The following is a 19,176-nucleotide window of genomic DNA, read 5'->3' on the forward strand; positions in this document are numbered from 1 at the left end:
CCTTTAGTCGATAAAGTGGTCAAAGCCGTAAACGAGTCCTGTATATTCCATCACCTTTTGTACACCGATCTTGACTCCTGGCATATAACCAGCACGCTCATATGAATCATGACGAATTTTCAGCGACTGTCCGTAATCGCCAAATACAACTTCCTGCTGTGCGAATACACCTGGCAAACGCACGCTGTGAATGCGGAATCCGTTATAATATCCACCACGTGCACCCTCAATCGTTTCTTCTTCGTTCGGATTGCCTTGACGAATTTCTTCACGATTGGCTGCAATCAATTCAGCTGTTTTGATCGCTGTTCCTGAAGGTGCATCCAGCTTCTGATCGCCATGGTATTCAATGATCTCTACGTTAGGCATATGTTTGGCTGCCTGTGCTGCAAAACGCATCATAAGGATGGCTCCAATCGAGAAGTTAGGCGCGATCAGTCCGCCAATACCTTTCTCCTGGCATTGCTTGTCCAACTGTTCAATCTGCTCCGGCGTAAAGCCGGTAACACCCATGACGGGTCTTACGCCATGGCGGATAGCAATCTCTGTATGAGCAAAAGCAAATTGAGGCACTGTAAAGTCAACCATGACCTGTGGTTTGGTTTCAGCAAAAGCCATCTCGATATCATCGGTTACCAATACGCCACACTCTGGCAGTCCTACCAGCGTTCCTGCATCCGTGCCTGCTCCGGAGCGGTTGACAGCGGCTGCAAGTTCCAAATCCGGGTCTTGCAGTACCAGTTTCACAACTTCACGGCCCATTCGTCCAGCCGCTCCGATCACGGCAACTCTTATCACTTCACTCATCTTGGCTGCATCTCCTTCACTATGTTAGTTCATCTAGTCGTGTTAACCCATGCATCTCATCCAGTCTGTATTTATTATAACACTCGACTGTGAATATCAATTACTGCATCGATTTCAACCGTTGCTTCGTTTGTTGTAACATCTGATACAACTGCCTGTTCTGCGGATCAAGCACAATTGCATCCTGTAACACCTGAAGGGCACTTTCGTATTCGTTCAGATCGCTGTGAGCAAGAGCCAGCATCACATGTGCCTCCACAGACAGTGGATCCAGCCTAATGGCTTCTTTAAGAAGTTGGGAAGCCTCGACATATGGCTTGCTTGATTCTGTTCCAGCCTGCTCAAGCAGTAATTTGGCTCTAACTGTAAGTTGCTTCGCTTCAAGTGTCTGCAGATGAAGCACATATTCTTCGGCACCTTCGGATAGTTCCACCGCCTTGCGGGCATATTCGAGTGCAGGAAGCAAATGTTTGCTTCGGGCGTGCGTTATGGAACAGCGATAATATAACTCGGCATGCTCCGGGTGAGCATGAATAGCCGCTTCGAACCAGCGAATGGCTTGCTCAAAATCATTTTGCAATATACAGCGGTAAGCCTGCTGCATATAATCTTCCGGTTTCATCATCAAGCTGACCCTCCCCGTGCGGGTGATGGTACAGCATATGTAATCTACGCCTAATCGGTGTTTTTTGGAGTCCACCGATTTGCGTCGCGGGTATTAAATTTATGCATAACTTTGTCATGCGCTTCAGCCAGATCAATACCGAGCGAGTTTGCAAAGCAGATAGTGATAAATAAAATATCACCAAGTTCAAGTTCAATTGAATTGGCAGCTTCGGAAGCTTTCTTCGGTTTCTCTCCGAACTCGTGATTCACTTCACGGGCAAGCTCTCCAACCTCTTCAGACATCCGGGCCAGCATGGCCAGAGGACTGAAATATCCCTCTTTAAATTGAGAAATATAGAGGTCAACCTCACGCTGCATTTCCGCCATACTTTTCTCCATGAGAGCAGGTTCTCCTTCTATTCTGATGTCGTGTTTGTTCCTAATAATATCAGTTATTGATGTTTACTTCCACCATCCTACGGTACAAATCATGATTAATGTCCGGCATAATCATTTTTAAAGACTATAGAAACAGGTATACTAAGATGGGAATGATGACTTCCTCATTCTAATTCAAGTACAGAGAGGGATCTTATGAGCACTACCAAAACGTGGATTCAACTAAAACTTGTACTCCCAATACTGTTGGGTACAGCTTTATACGCCTTTGGGCTTCTTTATTTTATTATCCCCAATCAGTTGATGGAGGGCGGACTTACCGGGGTTACCGTGCTCATTAACTATGCCTTCGGGGTTTCCCCGTCCCTCACCACTCTTATTTTAAATGTTCCGTTATTTCTGATTGGGCTTAAAGTGCTCGGTAGCAGACAGATGATTTATACCGGAGTCGGGATTGGGGCGTTGACCTTATTTCTGTGGCTGTTTGAGAAAATGATTCATCAAGGCTGGATTGAACCATTACATACCGAGAATGATCTTCTCTTGGCCGCATTATATGCAGGGGTTACCTTGGGAGCCGGGCTTGGCATCGTGTTCCGCTGGGGCGGTACGACAGGTGGTTCCGACATTATCGCGCGTATCCTGAATCGAAAATATGGGTGGAGTATGGGACGAGTGCTGTTAGGTATCGACTTTGTGATCATTGGCCTTTCCCTCATTTACATTCCCAAGGAAAAAATTCTGTATACACTCGTAGCTGTGTTTATTGCATCGAAGGTTATCGATTTCATTCAGGAAGGTGCCTATTCAGCCCGTGCATTTATGATCATCAGCGATCATGCTCCCGAGATTGCCGATCAAATCACCAAAGATATGGATCGCGGCGTTACGCTCATTCCAGCCATCGGCGCTTACTCGAAACAAGCAAAGCATATGGCCTACTGTGTTATTTCCAGGCAAGAATTTCGCAGGTTACAAACGATTGTACGTTCCATTGATCCCAGGGCATTTGTCATTATCAGTGATGTACACGATGTGCATGGGGAAGGTTTTAAAGAAAGCTGAGACTTTATTTTTACGATAGTAAATATGCAAAAAAAGAAACCTCTTCCCACAGCAAGACGTCAGTCTAACGGCTGTCTTTGTGGTAAGAGGTTTTCGTTGTTCAGTTTATGATATATCTATCATGATAAATAGGGAAAATGACTAGCGGCGATATGTAAAAATATCCTGTTGCTCGGCACGATACTTACGGTACCCCGCATAACTCAGCGTAGCAACAATGACAGAACTAATTATTAGCCCTGCTGCCCGGCGGTCTGGCCCCTGTACATAGGGCACAAAGGCACTCTCATCCTTTTCACGTCCAAACAGTTGATTGACTAACTCCTCTCCATGTTCGGTCATGCTACGGAGCTGTGATCGATCAGACTGCTTTGCATGTGTCAGTCCTTTGAGATGGGATAACCAAGCATCCATTTGAGCGATCTGATACGGCTCAAGCCGAATGATCGCCGCTGGACGGATCGTTTCATAGTGCTCTTCAAGAACACTAAAGCGATTAGTCAGAATCGCTGCACTGTTGTTCTGATTAACTGCCAGTGATAACGCATCCAGATCGTTCTTCACAATTTTATAATATTGGAGCCAGAGCGGTTTAGCCGGATTGGCCAGACTGTCCGTAGCAAGTCTGAGTTTGGCTGAAGCTTGCTGAAGCAGATGTCTATCCCCTTTGAATTTAGCTGTAGCCTCCTTGACTTCTACCACCGTTTCGGACAACGCATGAATTCCCTCAACAGAGGTTTGACCCTCAAACGAGACATGCGCCAGACTATTCCCGATACGCGTAACGCTGGCACGTACTTCCTCCATGTTATTTTCAAGCACCCTGCGATATAGCACAGTAGCCTCTTCATTCATTTGTGCAATGGTATAAGTTGAGGAAACTTCCTGATTCACATTTGGTTTGAATTCACCACTTTGCGCGGATACCCTGTACGAAGCATTGGTCCAAAGCAGCAGAGCCATGAGTGATATCGTCAACCATCCCGCTAGACTCCTGAATGTTCTCTTCATGGACATCCCTCCCATCATCAATGTATGGCGAGGGATGGCTGGTTAGAACAAGCTAAGCTGGTATACTCAGGCTCTTTTAGCCTGCTTTAACGCAAGCCAAGCCGCAACAATGCTCGCGATGGTCAACGTGACTGTAAAATTACGAACAGCCTGTACATGTTGGTACAGCGTTGCAGGCAACCACGGGTAAATATCGTATGTATAATCCATCGTATCATTCAACAATGTCCAGAGACCTGCCACAATCAATGACAACCATCGGAAGCCGAAGAAGCGTACATATATCAGTGCTTCAATTGCCATGGCACTATGGGAAGCGATCAGCATCCAGTCCTGCCAGTGCTGTGCTCCTCCTTGAGACCAGCCAGCAAAAATGATAGATACAGCCCATACGCCATATTTAACAGAGGTAACTACAGCGAGTGCCTGGATAATATGTCCAATTCGTTGCAGGACTGCCGACTTTACAGGATACAGTACCCACAACAGCGCTAATGTAAAAAACAAGCTTGCTGTTGGGCTATCTGGCACAAATACGATCTGCCATACTGGCTGGTGGGCAAGAGTCCATTTCATTTGTTCACCATACCAGATATACCCGTAAACCGTACCAAGCGCATTACACCAGAACAAAAGCCACAGAAAATACCGATTGGTTAAAAACTCCCTGCTCCAAAAAAACGATAAAGCCACGACCACTGCACCTTCTTCCTTCACTCATTCTTGACACTTCATCTCGATTACCGAATTTCAGATATTATCAAAATAGACTTCAAAAAAACCTGACCGCATAACGATCAGGTTTTTTCATTAATTCGATTTTACTGTTCTGCCTTCTGTTTCGCAAGCCATTCGGCTAGATGAGTGATTTCGTCATCGGTAACACCTTGGGCTATAGCTTGGTCATACATTGCAGGCATTCCATTGTAGCCCTCTTTAATAATCGTCACAATCTCTTCTTGACTGTGCTTGTCACCGACGCCACGAAGAGAAGGTGCGTTGCCTTGGCCTTTCATATCGGTTGCGTGACAGCCAATACATCCAGCCTTTTTGTACGTTTCCATCGCAGAATCGTCCTTGTCAACAATCGCGACTTCCTCCTGCTGCTGTCCCGGTGCATTAGAAGTAGGCAAGCCCTGTTCATGTTTCTCCAGAGCCTCTTCCTCCCGCTGAATATGCTCCGGCTTCTGTCCTGACGCTTCAAGCTCGTGCTTGTAGTGTGTCCACGCTACATTTGTCAGATAGAATACCGAGATAACGGACAGTAACATTAAAGCTGAGGCAATTGGACGTTTGTAGAAACGACGCTCTTTCCCCGTATCCAGGAAAGGAGCCAGCAGCAGAGCTCCGAATGCGACACCGCTGACACCCAGTACACCCAGCAGGACATAATCTCCAGATGCATAAGGATATTTCAAATACTGATACAGGAAAAGAAAGTACCAGTCTGGCATCGGGATAACCGATGCACTTGGATTAGCCGGATAACCGAGAGGTGCAGGTTCCGAGATGGTCAACACGAGAATGCCGACCAGAACAACAACCCCGACCATCCACTCTTTGAGCAAGAAGTTAGGAATAAATGCTTCCGATTTGCCGGGATATGCCGTGTAATCAGGTGGAGTAATGAACCCCGACCCTTTGCGGACGCGTGAATCACCGACAAAGATAACTTTTTCCTCATCATTGCCCTTGTGCCCGTGAGCCATTACGTTTCCTCCCTTCTTTGGTTTATAGTGGTCCCGAAATGCCCTGTCTGCGGATCATGATAAAGTGTCCGACCAGAAGCACCAGAAGCACCGCAGGGAGGAAGAAGACGTGCAATGCGAAGAATCGTGTCAGCGTCTGTGCACCAACGATGGTTCCTCCTTGCAGGAATTCTTTGATAATTGGTCCAAGCCAAGGTACGGTGTTGGCAATCTCCAGCGTTACTTTTGTTGCAAAATACGCTTTGTTATCCCAAGGCAACAAATATCCTGTCAGACCGAGACCGAGCATGACGAAGAAAATCAACATGCCGACAACCCAGTTCATTTCACGCGGAGCCTTGTATGAGCCTGTAAAGAATACACGCATCGTATGTAGGAACATCATGACGATAACCAAACTGGCCCCCCAATGGTGCATACCGCGTACAATCTGACCAAAAGCTACTTTCGTCTGCAAATACTCAACACTTGCATACGCGTTAATAATATCTGGAACGTAGTACATCGTCAGGAACATACCTGACAGAATCTGAATAACTGTAATAAAGAACGTTAATCCGCCAAAACAGTATACGAATGCGGAAAAGTGATGCGCCGGGTTTACATGCTCTGGCACTTCATGATCCGCAACGTCCCGCCATATTGGCGTGATGTCAAGACGCTCGTCAATCCAGTCATAGACATTTTTAAACATCTGCGTTCACGCCTCCTATTTCACTCGGGTGTTCGGAACAATCTCGCCCAGATAAACCCAGCCTTGTTCCTCCTTAACCACATATTCATCCAATGGTTTCGGGGCTACGGCAAGATTCTTCCCTTCCTTGTCATAGTGCGCGCCGTGACATGGGCAATGGTACTCATTCGGGTAGTTTTTGTCACTGTTCCATCCCACTGTACATCCCAAATGCTTACAGATAGGTGAAAGCGCATAAATTTTCCCTTGTTCGTCCTTGCGAATCCAGGCCACCAACGAAGCATTACTCAAATACCAGCCATCCTGTTGTTTCAGTTCGAACGTAAATTCTTGAGGTTCATTTGTAATTTTGCTGATCTCAGCCACTTTGACAGAGGTTCCTTCTCCCTTGTGTTGCAAAATCGGGTCCACCGCAAAACGGACCATAGGAAGAATTGCACCGGCGGCCATGTAGGCTGTAGCTCCACCAAGCGTATACGTCAAAAACTGCCTGCGCGACATTTCCAATTTGCTTGGCGGTTTCATCGAGGCTTCGTGCTGGTCATGCTCACTGCTCATACTGTCTCCAACCCCCTTTTTCAGCCAACTCTCTCAATCGTTTTCATTATCATAAATTCCACGACTTACTAGAACATACATAATCATATAGTAGCCCTAGAACACCGTCAAGAATTTGTCACACATTTTTAAGGTTCAATTGTAAGCGTTGTTAAAAAACTGTTGGAAATTTGTCACATTTGTCATCAAGATGTCACCTTTTCCATAGGTCTCGAATGCATTGCCCGACATGTCGGGCAATTGTCCCTTCTTCGAGTTGCCCTGCTAGATCCTTTTGACTCAAAAGTAAATCCGCGGCTGGAATGTCCATCTCCACAAATGATCCATCTGCTGACATAATTACCACATACTTAAATCCAGAAGCTTTGAGTTCAGTCGACAAAGTATTTAATGTCATTGACATTTGCGAACTTGCGTAATGATAGGCTGGGTACGTCATAATTCTTCCTTTAAAAGGAATCTCCACCGTATCCAGAAAATCTCTCAGCCGTTCCAGCGCTTCAGTCGCTTCAACCGGTGACTGTTTGCCGCTCATAGCCGTGAACGGAACAAGGCAGGTATCCAGATAGAGTTGCAGTTCAGCCCAGCTGTCTTGATTCATCTCACTGAATTTCAATTCCCTATATCCCCTTCCTATCCATTTTATTCCCATATTATATATGAGCATATGTTATAAAGCCAGATATTCATTCAATTTTTAGGTTTATATAAAAAAATATTAAAAAAAGGAATGCGCGGTTGCGCATTCCTTTTTATCCACTATTCATTTGAATGGTTCTATATTGATCCGTTAATTGATCGTCCTCAGTTCATCCGTCAGACTCCGGAAAGCTACTTCGTCTCCGGTAGCTAACGCTTTGTCGATTTCCAAATAAAGCTTTTCACTCTTCTGTTTGCGAAGCGCCTCGTCCCAAACCATCTCAGCCGCCAGCCCCAACATGACTTCATACGTAACTTTCATTTTATCCAATAGGATGCACCTCCAAAACGGATTTAAGAGCTCCTATATTCTCTTCCTTTGATTACATAACCCAGTGAAGTTCTCGACATCCGCTGCAGATCAGCTTCAGTCAATTCACGAATCACTTTGGCAGGTGTCCCCAAAGCGAGAGTATAGGGCGGAATTTTACTATTTTCAGTTACTACAGAACCGGCTCCAATCAGTGAGTACTCACCGATTTCGCCACCATTGAGTACAATGGCTCCCATACCGATCAATGCCCCTGTTCCGATGGTACAACCATGAATGATTGCAGCATGTCCTACGGAGACATCATCTCCCAGAATAAGAGGTTGGTCGGTGTTTACATGTCCTACAGCATTATCTTGAATATTGCATCGCTTTCCAATAATAATAGGTGCCAAATCGGCCCGCAGAACTGCATTGAACCAAACGGTAGAATCTTCGTCCATTTGCAGATCACCTATCAATTTTGAACCCTCCGCCATATATATGGAAGGGTGTAGCACTGGCTTTATACCTTTGTATGGAATTATCATTCGTATCACTCCTTAATTTGGGAGTGATTGTAGCAACTTGTCCTTCACTTGTCAAACACAATAGGTGCAACATCAGCAGAGATGGAGCGGCAAGATGATGCGAGCTTTAATCCCCAAGCCGTCATCTGCACAACTCTTCCTTGTTCATGCTCACCTGCACGAATCAAGCCTAGATGCATCATCATTTTAATGATCCGCTTATCATAGATATCTTCAGCGGTGTCATAGTAAAACGGCTGGATAAACGGGCCAATTTGCTGAAAAAGAGATTCCCTTGTAGACCAATTCTCGGCACATTCGCCTGTCCAGTACACAATCGAGGACAGATTTGGAACAGCACCTTTATAAAGTCTTAACCAAAACCGAAACAGCTGTATCATTTCGGCTGTTTTCTCGGCCCCCAGTTTCTCTTCACCAGCCCCTGTCAGCCTGAGACACCCCTGTTCTTCTCGAATCAATCGGTGATGAAACGCATAATCATACAGCAGTGCGAATCGATCCGGATAATCCTTGAACGAACGACCATATCCGAAGCGCCACCCGGCTTTGCCTACCAGTTCCTCAGAGATATGCAGATGCTCCATAAGTTGCTGCTGTGAGCGTCGGTACATCATGCCCTCGGCATTCACAGCGATCTCATGTTGTTGCACAAATTTCAGGAACAACTTCAGATCTTCCGCCATCAGATGATATTCCTCACGATACATGGAGGGCTCTGTCGTTTTAACAATACCTGCTCGTAAATGGGTAGATAATACATCTCTGAACCTCAGTTTCAAGTCTTTAGGCACTTGATAGAGATATCTGGTCTGTTGTGTAGTCCCATTGAACAGCCAGCCGCTTTTGGTAAAGCGAATAATGAGATCACGCGGACTCGAGCCTGCCTCACTCTCCTTTTTGTCCATCGATTGACGGGCTATGGCGATGAGCTCCTCCATACCATAAAATTGGCGGGGGTCAAATAACAGGTTGTTCAAAAACCGTTGATCTGCCTGGTTCAATTGACGTATCTGTTGCTCAAAGAAAGGTTTACTACCCAATGTTGTGAGGATGCTCTGGATGAGTTCATGTTTGGAATTAGGCTTGCATTCACATTGATAGTAGTCTGCTATTCGATTAAGCTGGCCAATATCAGCAAAAGTCAGCATATCTGCTAGATTCATGGATCCATCGCCTCACCCGTTCACTGCTTTAGGTTGCTGATCTGGCCTTCAACAGTGTGGTTTTGTAAACATGGTTGACGGATTCTCCACAATCTAAACCTCTTCTTGCCATTTTTTTTGTTTTATCTCATCTTATGCCTCAAAACAATCAATCAGAAGAGAAACAGTAGAGTTTATCCGCAGTCCTGTTTAATCTCTTAAATGTAGATGGTATAAAAAAACAACCTGAGCTTATCACTCAGATTGTTTGGCGGTATCCATAGACAGATGTTGTGTGCAATTATATAAGAGTGGAGTCCAGTCATCTTCATGTTCTTTCTCCAGAATGGTCAGCGACAGATTGCCAATGCGTTCGGTGTATTTATCCTGATATAACGCCGTTAACAGGTTAGCAAGAAAAGCACCATGGGTTACAATCAGTACATTTTCTTTCGAGTGAGCAGACCATAAATCGTCCAAAAAAGCCAGCGCACGTACTTGAATATCCTCGATGTGCTCTTGTCCCAGATCAAGTGTATCCCAGGATTTCCCCCAACGCGCAACCCGTTCATCCGAAGTAAGGCCCTCAACCTGACCAAATGCTCGTTCTTTCAATCGTGCGTCCGGTTCAAGCATAGGTACATCCAGCATCCGTGAAAGAATCTTTCCCGTTTCCTGTGCCCTTGATAAACCACTCGTCACAATAAAATCCCACTGGTAGTCCTCAGACTGCAGACGTCTACCAAGGCATTCTGCCTGCTTACGTCCTTCCTCATTCAAAGGAATATCCGTCTGCCCCTGTATGCGGCCAGCCGCATTCCAATCTGTCAGACCATGACGAACAAGTCCGATCCGCACATTCATCCCTCATTTCTCCACACAGCGAACGCCAGGTTAGAAACCTACGCACCCACACCTTGTTTACGTTTAGTTGTTGATCGATGCATACGTCCAAGTGAAAACAAAGCCATTCCTATGGCAAGCAGAGACAATGCCATCCAGTATTGAGGATACGCAGGCCCCATACTTACAACAAAAGGTTCAATGATACTCCCTTTATTCGCTCCAGGGATGTCATACTTATATAATCCCGAAGATGAAGATGTACTTCCAGCAACCCCAGTCTCAAGGATGCCTGTTGTAATTACATTGGACTTCTCAGCTTCTGAAACCTCTGGCTTGAACATCGCCATGTACAGAAAGCTGCATAAAAAAATAGCCAGGAACGCCGCAATCCACAAAGACATATGTTTACGGATTGCCGCAGAGAATCGATTAACCTTTGCCTCTTCTGGTAATAGCCATGGAGACTCCGCGTAAATCCGGTCCATTACGTTTCGGTTGACCCTCTCTGCCTGTTGCTCTGTCACTGGAACCGGGATGCTGTGCAGCAACATCTGGGCTTCCTCCCAGACTTCAAACTGCTCCGAACAATCTTCACAACCAGCGAGATGTGCTTGAAAAGCAATTCGCTGAGGATGAGATTCCGGTAAGTCCCAGACCAATGCAAACAGTTCCTGGGCTTCATTGCAATTCATCGGTTCTTCATCCCTTCATATGGCTCGTACATCGGCTCGAAGAAATAAGGCTCCAACTGTGTTTTTACGCTTGATCTTGCCCTGAATAACAGCGATTTAACAGAACTAACGCTCTGCCCCAAAATACCTGCAATTTCCTGATAGTCGAGCTGATCATACTCACGGAGTATAATCGCAGAACGTTGCTTCTCTGGTAAATTGTTAATCGCATCTCTAACCAGCATCACCCGCTCGCTACGCAGAACAGCATGCTCAGGAGCATTCTCCATAGGAGCAACAGGAACTACGCCGCTCTCTTCAAGCGGAACATTCCCACTACGCTGTTTGCGAAGCTCACTCAATACCGTATTTCTAGCAATGGTATACAGCCAAGTGGAGAATGAAGCATCCACCTCACGGAAAGAGTGTAAACTGCGGAACGCCTTGTAGAATGTCTCAGAACAGAGATCTTCCGCAAGTAGCTCCATATTGGAACTTTTCAACATATGATATACGAAAGCCAGTATTTTACGCTGATAACGACTCATCAGCTCGGAATATAACTCAACGTTACCTTCCTTGATCTCTCGAATCAACTGGGAATCCGTCATTTGAGTGCGACCCCTCCTCGCCCATCCATGTGCTTCTCCCCGTTCGACTCTATCCATGTATTACCGAACAGGCGTAAAAAAGTTGCGGTTCAACCGCATAAAAAAAGCGTCCAGCACCGTTTTCGGCCCTTCCGCCAAATTCCCCTATGTAATGGCAATTTCCCCAACGTTTCTACATAACAGTAACATTGTACAACGGTCTGCATCATCCTGGCAAATCCATTGCTATCCACTTTTGTCCGACTTAACATTTATATGCCATTCATTTCGTTGTCATGACTTCCTAATACAGCATTTTGGAAAGCCTTGCATATATAGACGTGACCATTTCTAAAAAGGTTACAAAAATGAGATATTTTTTTCGGAATTTTTTTTGGCGCATTCTATCAATATTCTTTTTCGTACCTCACGAATGATTTTGCTAAGATTAAAAGCCTTGATTGTAGTGTTTTTCCTTGAAATCTAAGTTTATACAAATAAATTTGTCCAAAGTGTTGACAAAATGAAAACGTATACATATAATAAAAGTACAGTATGGTTTCTCTCCACTCCTATCCAATAACTGTATTGCTCCACGTGAGCAATGGCCGCTTATGTAAGCGGTCTTTTTTTTGTCTAAAAACATAATTCTCCCACTGGTTACAAAAAAAAGAGAGCTCTCGCCCTCTTTTGTCAACCTAAATCCACACCTGATAACCTAGTGATGCCAGCAGAGTCTTCGCTCGTTCCATATCTTCTTCCTGACGGAATGACAAACGCATAATCCCCGGCACGTCCACCCGGTTTTCAATAATCTCAAGGTTACTCAAGTTGATATCATTTGTCCCGAGCTCTGTTGCTATTTTACCGATCATACCCGGGGCATCCTGCACATCTGTATACAGATCGAATAAAGGCGAGATCATGCCCTTGCGTCGCTCAGGCAATACACTGCGGAATTCCCGCGCCTGACGAAATGCATCCTCAATGCCTTCCCCGTTCTTTTGCTCTAACATCGTTGTAAAAGACGACATTTGACTATTCCAGTCCTTAAGCAACTCCAGCAGCACGTCACGGTTACTCAGCAGAATATCCCTCCAGACAATCGCATCACTGGACGCAATCCTCGTAATATCCCGAAAACCACCTGCTGCCAGCATTTTATACAGCGGATTAGATTCGTTATATTCACGTACCTGATTCACCAAAGCAACAGCAATAACATGGGGCAGGTGACTGATCGCACCTACAATATCATCATGCAACAGGGGCTCTACCCGAACAATCTGAGCACGAGTATACGCTAAAAGCTCGGATAAGCGGCCATACGCCTCCTCAGGCACGTGAACGGACGGGGTCAGAACATAATAGGCGTTCTCAAATAATACAGCTGACGCTGCGTCTACACCCGCCCGTTCCGATCCTGCCATCGGGTGCCCTCCTATAAAGTAAGCCTCTTTTAACCGAATCTGTTCCGCACAAGCTGCAATGGAAGCTTTCGTACTCCCAACATCGGTAATGATGCAACCTTTTTTCAGCGGCAGTCTGGACAGTTGTTCAAAATACGATTCAAGCAAACCAACAGGCACACACAAAAAAATGAAGTCGGCATCCTGCACCGCTTCTTCCAGAGAGAGCGTCGCAGCATCCACTACTCCGCTCGCTATGTACTTGTCTTTTAACTCTTCCAAATGTGCGTAACCCATGACGGTAACCCCCGGCTTGCCTTTAAAGCAAAGCGAAAGTGAACCGCCGATGAGTCCGACACCAATCATTGCAATTTTTATGGTCATGGGTCCTCACTCTTTCATCGCCAGTATTAAGGGCGTGCTGCCACATACTCCGCCAGTGTGTTCTCCAGCGCCGCTATAAAAGCACGATTTTGCTCCGCTGTTCCCACAGACACACGAATGTAAGTTGGATAGACGTGAAAGCCCGAGCGAACGATAATACCTTGTTTCAACAAAGACTGAAATGCTTCGACGGATGGCATGTTGACGTCAACCAAAATAAAATTACCTTGACTTGGGAAATAAGGCAAACCCAGTCGTGAAAATTCATTTTGCAGCCATTCCCGATCTTCAGCATTCCGTTTGGAACACTCCTGAACAAAAGCCTGATCCTGAAGTCCAGCCATTGCAGCAACCTGCCCAAAACGAGAGGTGTTAAACGGTTCCCGGACACGGTTAATCAGGTCAATAATCTCTGGACGTGCAATTCCGTAGCCTATGCGGAGTGATGCCAAGCCATAAATTTTGGAGAAGGTCCGCAGAACAACCAGGTTGGGGTAACGATCGATCAATGAAATGCTTTGCGGATAAGCTTCATCCGTTACAAATTCATAATAAGCCTCGTCCAGCACAACCATTACATTCGACGGTACCCGGTCCATAAAGCTAATCAGCTCTTGCTCGGAAATGATCGTACCTGTAGGGTTATTCGGATTGCACACCCAGACAGCTTTGGTCTTATCGTTGATTTGCGCCAGCATTGCTGGCAAGTCGTGAGTTCCATTTTTTAAAGGGACCTCTATCGTTACTGCACCTTCGATGTCCGCATTGCTTTTATACACGGAGAAGGTCTGGTCCGCCATAATGGTCTCATCTCCGGGAAGAAAGAACGCCCGCGTGATCAGCGCAATAATCTCATCTGATCCACAGCCAAAAATCAAATTGTCTCGCTCTACTTCCAAATGCTTGGCAAGCACCGCTGTCAGTTCTGCAGCACTTCCGTCGGGATAAATACTTACATTAGCCAATTCTCTCGTCATTGCCTCAAGTACAGCGGGAGAACTGCCATAGGGGTTCTCGTTGGAGGCCAGCTTGATGACGTGCTCCAGCCCCAGTTCACGTTTTACTTCTTCAATCGGTTTGCCCGGTTTATACACAGGCAGATTGACAATCTGGGATTTCGGTTTCAACTCGACCGCCTCCTGTTGTTCAAACTTAGAATAAAGTGCAAAATAAAAAGTTCAACTTATGTGATTATCCTTTTAATTGTGCCACAAAGTTGCGAATTTGCAACAGTCCTGCCTCACGAGTATCCGGATTTTCAAGTAGCGGGATTGCCTCTTCCACTTGACGCACAATAGCACTCCCTACAACGACACCATCACAGATGCGGGAGAAATGGGCTACTTGCTCATGACTCGAGATACCGAAGCCTACGGCAACAGGAAGGTCTGTCAGACCTTTTACCGTTTCAATAAAACTTTCTACACCGTTAAAAAAGGATGCACGCTCTCCAGTTACACCAAGAGATGAGACACAATAGATAAATCCGCGCGCGCCAGTGACAATCCGCTCAATACGAGCATTGGACGTAGGGGCTACAAGCGGGACTAGATGAACACCGGCCTGATCAGCACGGCGACGCATATCCTCAGCCTCTTCGATCGGTAAATCCGGAATAATCATGCCGCTGATATCATGTTTGACCAACTCGTCAAAGAAAATATCCAGACCCGTTTGCAGCACAGGGTTGTAATACGTAAACAGAACAAAGGGTAATTTCACACCTGCTTCACGAGCTTTGGCCGCTGTCTCCATCACCGTACGAATCGTAATTTGGCTTTTCAAGGCACGCTCGGAAGCGCGTTGAATGACTGGTCCGTCGGCGAGTGGATCAGAATAAGGTACACCCAGCTCCAAGATGTCTGCTCCTGCTTGTTCAAGTTCCTTGATAATATCAATGGTAGTGTTCACATCTGGATCACCAACGGTAAGAAACGGAATAAGTGCTGTGCGATTTTGTTCTTTTAATTGCTGGAAGGTTTGGTCCATCAGGTTCATTACAAGTTACCTCCCGTATACTTCATAATGGATTCTACGTCTTTATCCCCGCGTCCAGACAGACAGATTACAATGATATCATCCGCTGTCAGTTCTGGTGCCAGCTTCACGACCTGAGCAACCGCATGGGCCGACTCCAGCGCAGGAATAATACCTTCCGTACGACTTAACAATTGCAAAGCATCCAAGGCTTCCTGATCCGTAATCGGAACATATTTAGCCCGTTCAATATCTTTAAGATAGGAGTGTTCTGGTCCAACCCCTGGATAATCCAGACCTGCTGAGATGGAGTGTGCAGGTTGCACCTGTCCATATTCATCTTGTAACAGATAACTCATCGAGCCCTGGAATACACCATGTGTACCTTTGCTCATCGTTGCCGCATGATACTCGGTATCCACACCTTTTCCTGCTGCCTCAACACCGATCAATTTTACATCCTGATCTCCGATGAAAGGGTAGAACATACCGATGGCGTTACTTCCGCCGCCAACAGCCGCTACAATAACATCCGGAAGGCGTCCTTCAATCTCCTGAATCTGACGACGTGTCTCGTCTCCGATCACGCGCTGGAAGTTACGCACCATCATTGGATACGGGTGAGGTCCGACAACAGATCCCAGCACGTAGAAAGTATCTTCTACATTACTGACCCAGTAACGAAGCGCTTCGTTACCAGCATCTTTCAATGTACGTGTGCCGGACGTTACCGGAATGACTTCTGCTCCGAGCAATTTCATGCGGAATACGTTTAGTTGCTGGCGCTGGGTATCTTCTTCACCCATGAATACTTTGCACTCCAGTCCAAGCAATGCCGCCACGGTTGCCGTCGCAACCCCGTGCTGGCCTGCGCCGGTCTCAGCAATGACTTTCTTTTTTCCCATCCGTTTAGCAAGAAGTCCTTGTCCAATCGCATTGTTAATTTTATGTGCACCTGTGTGATTCAGATCTTCACGTTTCAAATAAATTTTGGGACCACCCAGATGACGTGATAATTGCTCCGCGTGATACAAAGGTGTTTCTCGTCCGGAATATTCACTGAGCAGATAATTCAATTCCTTGTTAAACTCTTCATCCTCAGAGAAGCGGCTGTATGCTTCTTCTAGTTCAATTAAAGCGTTCATTAGTGTCTCGGGTACAAAACGGCCTCCGAAAAGACCGAAACGCCCATGTTCATCCGGCAATTGGTGTGTCATGCCTGCTTCACCCTTTCTACAAATGCTGTAATTTTGGATATATCTTTCAGACCTTCCGTCTCCACGCCACTTGATACGTCTACGCCATAAGGTCTGTACGTTTGAATTAAATGTTGTACATTGTCCGTCTGAAGTCCGCCTGCAACAAACATGGCAATACGGCGTTCAGCAGCCCATTCTGCATATACAGGTATACGTTCCCAAGCAAATGTTTTGCCAGAACCGCCACCATACAATGGATCAAAAGTATCCAGCAAGATCGCATCAACAAAACCCACGTAATCATTTAACCGTTGCACAGCAGCATAATCCGCATCCTGTTCTGTTTCGTCTTTTGGAAAAGAAACGACCTTGAACACCTCTGCATCCCAGAGCTCTTTCACTTGTTGACAGAATTCCGCACTTTCCTGGCCATGCAACTGGATCACATCCAAAGACACTGTTTCCATCACATGTTTCAGTTCTTGCATCGTTGGATTCACAAAAACACCAGCAAGTTTCGGCCGTTCATGTAGAGACCATTCAAACAATACCGATCTCAACTCCGCTGCCTTCTCAGGAGTAATTTGTCGTCGGGACTTGGCAAATACGACACCAATATAGTCCACAGGCAAGTTTATCATCGATTTTAGCACTTCAACGTCCTGAAGTCCACATATTTTTACGGCCGCTGGCATCAAGTTCTCTTCTTTACGGGAACCTGCACCTGTATCGTCATATATCGGGTTATTCATTATTTCGGTCCCATCAGATCGTAAACAGCAGCTTCCACATCGTCTTTACGCATAAGATGCTCTCCAACGAGAATACCGTGCACGCCAGCTTCAATCAGGGGTTTCGTCGATTCCGCACCGTCGATCCCGCTTTCGCTAATGAGCGTCACACCTAGTGGAATCAGTTCCATCAGATCGAGCGTGGTATTCAGACTGGTTTCGAACGTTTTCAAATTTCGGTTATTGATACCAACAAGTGTCGCTTCAGGAATCTCTAATACCGTTTCCAGTTCTGCCCGATCATGAACTTCAATTAAAGCATCCAGTCCAAGACTTTTCGCAAACGTTAGAAATTGACGAATCTGCCCCGGCGTGAGAATGCTGGCAATCAGCAAGATCGCGTCTGCTCCCAAAAGTCTAGCTTCTGCAATCTGTGACTCATCGATCATAAAGTCCTTGCGCAAGAGCGGAATATTCACAGCCTGATGAATAGCCTGCAAATACTCGTTACTACCCTGAAAATAGGAAACATCCGTTAGCACAGAGATACAATCAGCACCCGCACGTTCATAGGCAGAAGCAATCTCTACCGGATGAAAATCCGGGCGAATTAACCCTTTGGATGGCGAGGCCTTCTTCACTTCGGCAATAAGCCCCAGCTTACGACTGCGTCTACTTGACAGTGCCTGTTCAAACCCGCGTGCAGCCGGTAATTGTTCAATCTTTTTCATAGCTTCATCCATGTTAAACGTCTGTGCAAGAGCCTGCACTTCTTTATGTTTTGTCGCAACGATTCGATCAAGATACATGATTGTACGCCTCCGTTGTATGAATTAACTGTCCAAGCTTACTGGCCGCTTTACCCGAGTCCACTGCCTCTGCAGCGATTTTAACGCCATCTGCAATGCTGTCCGCAAGGCCGGATACATAAATACATGCCCCTGCATTCAGCAACACAACATCCCGGTAAGCACTGCGTTCACCCTGGAAGATCCGATGTATAATTTCGGCATTCTGCGCCGCATCTCCTCCAAGCACTGCTTCGAGCGGATGCAAAGACAGCCCCATATCGCGTGGGTCAATGTCATACGTGTGCACTACCCCGTTCCGCAACTCCGATACCTGTGTAGGTGCAGAGATACTGATTTCGTCCAGACCATCATGGCTGGCAACAACTAGCGCTCTTTTCAAACCGAGGCGGTTAAGCACTTCTGCAATCATCGGCGTCCGGGAGCGATCATACAATCCGAGCAATTGGCGGTCTGCACCGGCTGGATTGGTTAATGGTCCAAGCATATTGAAAATCGTGCGCACACCCAGCTCTTTTCTCGGAGCCGCCGCATGACGCATGGATGGATGGTATACCTGAGCAAAACAGAAACAGATTCCGATCTCATCTAGACATTGTCTGGCCTGCTCTCCATTCAGATGAATATTAACGCCGAGCACTTCCAACACATCCGCACTGCCTGCTTTGCCAGAAGCTGAACGATTGCCGTGTTTGGCTACTCGAACTGAAACTGCCGAAGCAATAATGGCCGATGCTGTAGAGATATTGAATTTATGAATACCCGATCCGCCTGTACCGCATGTATCCAGCAGCCCTCTACCATCAGTCAGTATACGTCCACCTTGTCCACGCATCGCCTGAGCAAAACCAGTGATTTCATCCACCGTTTCCCCCTTCATACGAAGAGCCATCAGCAACCCTCCGATTTGAGCCGGAGTAGCTTCACCTCGCATGATCGAATACATCAGTTCACGTGCCTCGTCCTGCTCCAGGTGACGGCCTTCGAGAATTTTAGCGAGTCCTTGTTTCATTCCTTCTTCCCGCGAAATCACTGCTTCAGGTAGCACCTGACTGTCATTCATGATTGG

Annotated in this window: 23 protein-coding genes; 1 reads left to right on the forward strand and 22 read right to left on the reverse strand. The window is 46.2% G+C overall.

Going from position 1 to position 19,176, the window contains the following annotated elements; translation table 11 throughout:
• Window positions 1-3: 3 nt before the first annotated feature.
• From dapB to BLQ13_RS06265, 3 genes are all read right to left on the reverse strand, one after another.
• Entirely contained in the window at window positions 4-807 is an 804-nt protein-coding gene (gene dapB / locus BLQ13_RS06255) for a 4-hydroxy-tetrahydrodipicolinate reductase (RefSeq protein ID WP_090917170.1), read from the reverse strand.
• 100 nt (window positions 808-907) lie between these two features.
• Window positions 908-1,432, reverse strand: coding sequence for a tetratricopeptide repeat protein (locus BLQ13_RS06260; RefSeq protein WP_090917172.1), 525 nt, complete (start codon window positions 1,430-1,432; stop codon window positions 908-910).
• A gap of 50 nt (window positions 1,433-1,482) precedes the next feature.
• Window positions 1,483-1,812 carry a nucleotide pyrophosphohydrolase gene (locus BLQ13_RS06265; RefSeq protein ID WP_090917174.1) on the reverse strand — a complete coding sequence of 110 codons (330 nt, stop codon included), beginning with the start codon at window positions 1,810-1,812 and terminating at the stop codon, window positions 1,483-1,485.
• A 195-nt stretch (window positions 1,813-2,007) separates the two neighbouring features.
• Here BLQ13_RS06265 and BLQ13_RS06270 point away from each other — a divergent pair, with 195 nt between their 5' ends.
• Window positions 2,008-2,877 carry a YitT family protein gene (locus BLQ13_RS06270; RefSeq protein ID WP_090917176.1) on the forward strand — a complete coding sequence of 290 codons (870 nt, stop codon included), beginning with the start codon at window positions 2,008-2,010 and terminating at the stop codon, window positions 2,875-2,877.
• A gap of 141 nt (window positions 2,878-3,018) precedes the next feature.
• Here the strand turns inward: BLQ13_RS06270 and BLQ13_RS06275 are convergent, their stop codons facing one another.
• The 19 genes from BLQ13_RS06275 to trpD all read right to left on the reverse strand — a co-directional run bounded on the left by BLQ13_RS06275 (window position 3,019) and on the right by trpD (window position 19,137).
• The gene (locus BLQ13_RS06275; RefSeq protein ID WP_167375653.1) at window positions 3,019-3,888 is read right to left on the reverse strand and encodes a sporulation protein YpjB; all 870 of its coding nucleotides are present in this window, start codon (window positions 3,886-3,888) and stop codon (window positions 3,019-3,021) included.
• Window positions 3,889-3,954: 66 nt separating this feature from the next.
• On the reverse strand, window positions 3,955-4,581 hold the full coding sequence (locus BLQ13_RS06280; RefSeq protein WP_090917333.1) for a DUF1405 domain-containing protein: 627 nt from the start codon (window positions 4,579-4,581) through the stop codon (window positions 3,955-3,957).
• Window positions 4,582-4,709: 128 nt separating this feature from the next.
• Window positions 4,710-5,597, reverse strand: a complete 888-nt coding sequence (locus BLQ13_RS06285) for a menaquinol-cytochrome c reductase cytochrome b/c subunit (RefSeq protein WP_090917180.1) — start codon at window positions 5,595-5,597, stop codon at window positions 4,710-4,712.
• A 22-nt stretch (window positions 5,598-5,619) separates the two neighbouring features.
• Window positions 5,620-6,291, reverse strand: a complete 672-nt coding sequence (gene qcrB, locus BLQ13_RS06290; RefSeq protein WP_017687726.1) for a menaquinol-cytochrome c reductase cytochrome b subunit — start codon at window positions 6,289-6,291, stop codon at window positions 5,620-5,622.
• 15 nt (window positions 6,292-6,306) lie between these two features.
• Entirely contained in the window at window positions 6,307-6,849 is a 543-nt protein-coding gene (locus BLQ13_RS06295) for a QcrA and Rieske domain-containing protein (protein ID WP_090917182.1), read from the reverse strand.
• Between the two features lie 193 nt (window positions 6,850-7,042).
• Window positions 7,043-7,465: a DUF2487 family protein gene (locus tag BLQ13_RS06300; RefSeq protein WP_090917184.1), complete on the reverse strand. Its 423-nt coding sequence runs from the start codon at window positions 7,463-7,465 to the stop codon at window positions 7,043-7,045.
• Between the two features lie 174 nt (window positions 7,466-7,639).
• The gene (locus BLQ13_RS06305) at window positions 7,640-7,819 is read right to left on the reverse strand and encodes an IDEAL domain-containing protein (protein WP_090917186.1); all 180 of its coding nucleotides are present in this window, start codon (window positions 7,817-7,819) and stop codon (window positions 7,640-7,642) included.
• Window positions 7,820-7,842: 23 nt separating this feature from the next.
• Window positions 7,843-8,349, reverse strand: a complete 507-nt coding sequence (locus tag BLQ13_RS06310; protein WP_090917188.1) for a gamma carbonic anhydrase family protein — start codon at window positions 8,347-8,349, stop codon at window positions 7,843-7,845.
• A 44-nt stretch (window positions 8,350-8,393) separates the two neighbouring features.
• Entirely contained in the window at window positions 8,394-9,512 is a 1,119-nt protein-coding gene (locus tag BLQ13_RS06315; RefSeq protein ID WP_090917190.1) for a hypothetical protein, read from the reverse strand.
• A gap of 234 nt (window positions 9,513-9,746) precedes the next feature.
• On the reverse strand, window positions 9,747-10,349 hold the full coding sequence (locus BLQ13_RS06320; RefSeq protein WP_090917335.1) for a histidine phosphatase family protein: 603 nt from the start codon (window positions 10,347-10,349) through the stop codon (window positions 9,747-9,749).
• A gap of 44 nt (window positions 10,350-10,393) precedes the next feature.
• On the reverse strand, window positions 10,394-11,029 hold the full coding sequence (locus BLQ13_RS06325; RefSeq protein WP_090917192.1) for an anti-sigma factor family protein: 636 nt from the start codon (window positions 11,027-11,029) through the stop codon (window positions 10,394-10,396).
• The gene (locus BLQ13_RS06330) at window positions 11,026-11,619 is read right to left on the reverse strand and encodes an RNA polymerase sigma factor (RefSeq protein ID WP_090917194.1); all 594 of its coding nucleotides are present in this window, start codon (window positions 11,617-11,619) and stop codon (window positions 11,026-11,028) included. The genes BLQ13_RS06325 and BLQ13_RS06330 overlap by 4 nt, the downstream gene beginning before the upstream one ends.
• Window positions 11,620-12,296: 677 nt before the next feature.
• A complete protein-coding gene (locus BLQ13_RS06340) occupies window positions 12,297-13,391 on the reverse strand; it encodes a prephenate dehydrogenase (RefSeq protein WP_090917198.1) in 1,095 nt (364 codons plus the stop codon).
• A gap of 26 nt (window positions 13,392-13,417) precedes the next feature.
• Window positions 13,418-14,518: a histidinol-phosphate transaminase gene (gene hisC / locus BLQ13_RS06345; RefSeq protein WP_090917200.1), complete on the reverse strand. Its 1,101-nt coding sequence runs from the start codon at window positions 14,516-14,518 to the stop codon at window positions 13,418-13,420.
• Window positions 14,519-14,582: 64 nt separating this feature from the next.
• Window positions 14,583-15,389: a tryptophan synthase subunit alpha gene (trpA, locus tag BLQ13_RS06350; protein WP_090917203.1), complete on the reverse strand. Its 807-nt coding sequence runs from the start codon at window positions 15,387-15,389 to the stop codon at window positions 14,583-14,585.
• A complete protein-coding gene (gene trpB, locus BLQ13_RS06355; protein WP_090917205.1) occupies window positions 15,389-16,585 on the reverse strand; it encodes a tryptophan synthase subunit beta in 1,197 nt (398 codons plus the stop codon). Before trpB ends, trpA begins: the two co-directional genes overlap by 1 nt.
• On the reverse strand, window positions 16,582-17,265 hold the full coding sequence (locus BLQ13_RS06360; protein WP_090917337.1) for a phosphoribosylanthranilate isomerase: 684 nt from the start codon (window positions 17,263-17,265) through the stop codon (window positions 16,582-16,584). The genes trpB and BLQ13_RS06360 overlap by 4 nt, the downstream gene beginning before the upstream one ends.
• A 53-nt stretch (window positions 17,266-17,318) precedes the next feature.
• Window positions 17,319-18,107 carry an indole-3-glycerol phosphate synthase TrpC gene (trpC, locus tag BLQ13_RS06365; RefSeq protein WP_090917207.1) on the reverse strand — a complete coding sequence of 263 codons (789 nt, stop codon included), beginning with the start codon at window positions 18,105-18,107 and terminating at the stop codon, window positions 17,319-17,321.
• Window positions 18,097-19,137 carry an anthranilate phosphoribosyltransferase gene (trpD, locus tag BLQ13_RS06370; protein WP_090917339.1) on the reverse strand — a complete coding sequence of 347 codons (1,041 nt, stop codon included), beginning with the start codon at window positions 19,135-19,137 and terminating at the stop codon, window positions 18,097-18,099. Before trpD ends, trpC begins: the two co-directional genes overlap by 11 nt.
• Window positions 19,138-19,176: the final 39 nt, after the last annotated feature.

The sequence above is a fragment of the Paenibacillus polysaccharolyticus genome (assembly GCF_900102085.1).
GTDB lineage: Bacteria > Bacillota > Bacilli > Paenibacillales > Paenibacillaceae > Paenibacillus > Paenibacillus polysaccharolyticus.

Bases quoted from the DNA above. Each gene is read 5' to 3' on its own strand.
- BLQ13_RS06325 (WP_090917192.1), bottom strand. From the start codon at position 11,029: ATGAATTGCAATGAAGCCCAGGAACTGTTTGCATTGGTCTGGGACTTA.
- BLQ13_RS06315 (WP_090917190.1), bottom strand. From the start codon at position 9,512: ATGAATCTAGCAGATATGCTGACTTTTGCTGATATTGGCCAGCTTAAT.
- BLQ13_RS06330 (WP_090917194.1), bottom strand. From the start codon at position 11,619: ATGACGGATTCCCAGTTGATTCGAGAGATCAAGGAAGGTAACGTTGAG.
- dapB (WP_090917170.1), bottom strand. From the start codon at position 807: ATGAGTGAAGTGATAAGAGTTGCCGTGATCGGAGCGGCTGGACGAATG.
- BLQ13_RS06285 (WP_090917180.1), bottom strand. From the start codon at position 5,597: ATGGCTCACGGGCACAAGGGCAATGATGAGGAAAAAGTTATCTTTGTC.
- qcrB (WP_017687726.1), bottom strand. From the start codon at position 6,291: ATGTTTAAAAATGTCTATGACTGGATTGACGAGCGTCTTGACATCACG.
- BLQ13_RS06265 (WP_090917174.1), bottom strand. From the start codon at position 1,812: ATGGAGAAAAGTATGGCGGAAATGCAGCGTGAGGTTGACCTCTATATT.
- BLQ13_RS06260 (WP_090917172.1), bottom strand. From the start codon at position 1,432: ATGATGAAACCGGAAGATTATATGCAGCAGGCTTACCGCTGTATATTG.
- trpB (WP_090917205.1), bottom strand. From the start codon at position 16,585: ATGACACACCAATTGCCGGATGAACATGGGCGTTTCGGTCTTTTCGGA.
- BLQ13_RS06310 (WP_090917188.1), bottom strand. From the start codon at position 8,349: ATGATAATTCCATACAAAGGTATAAAGCCAGTGCTACACCCTTCCATA.
- trpA (WP_090917203.1), bottom strand. From the start codon at position 15,389: ATGAACCTGATGGACCAAACCTTCCAGCAATTAAAAGAACAAAATCGC.
- BLQ13_RS06275 (WP_167375653.1), bottom strand. From the start codon at position 3,888: ATGAAGAGAACATTCAGGAGTCTAGCGGGATGGTTGACGATATCACTC.
- BLQ13_RS06295 (WP_090917182.1), bottom strand. From the start codon at position 6,849: ATGAGCAGTGAGCATGACCAGCACGAAGCCTCGATGAAACCGCCAAGC.
- BLQ13_RS06340 (WP_090917198.1), bottom strand. From the start codon at position 13,391: ATGACCATAAAAATTGCAATGATTGGTGTCGGACTCATCGGCGGTTCA.
- trpC (WP_090917207.1), bottom strand. From the start codon at position 18,107: ATGTATCTTGATCGAATCGTTGCGACAAAACATAAAGAAGTGCAGGCT.
- BLQ13_RS06270 (WP_090917176.1), top strand. From the start codon at position 2,008: ATGAGCACTACCAAAACGTGGATTCAACTAAAACTTGTACTCCCAATA.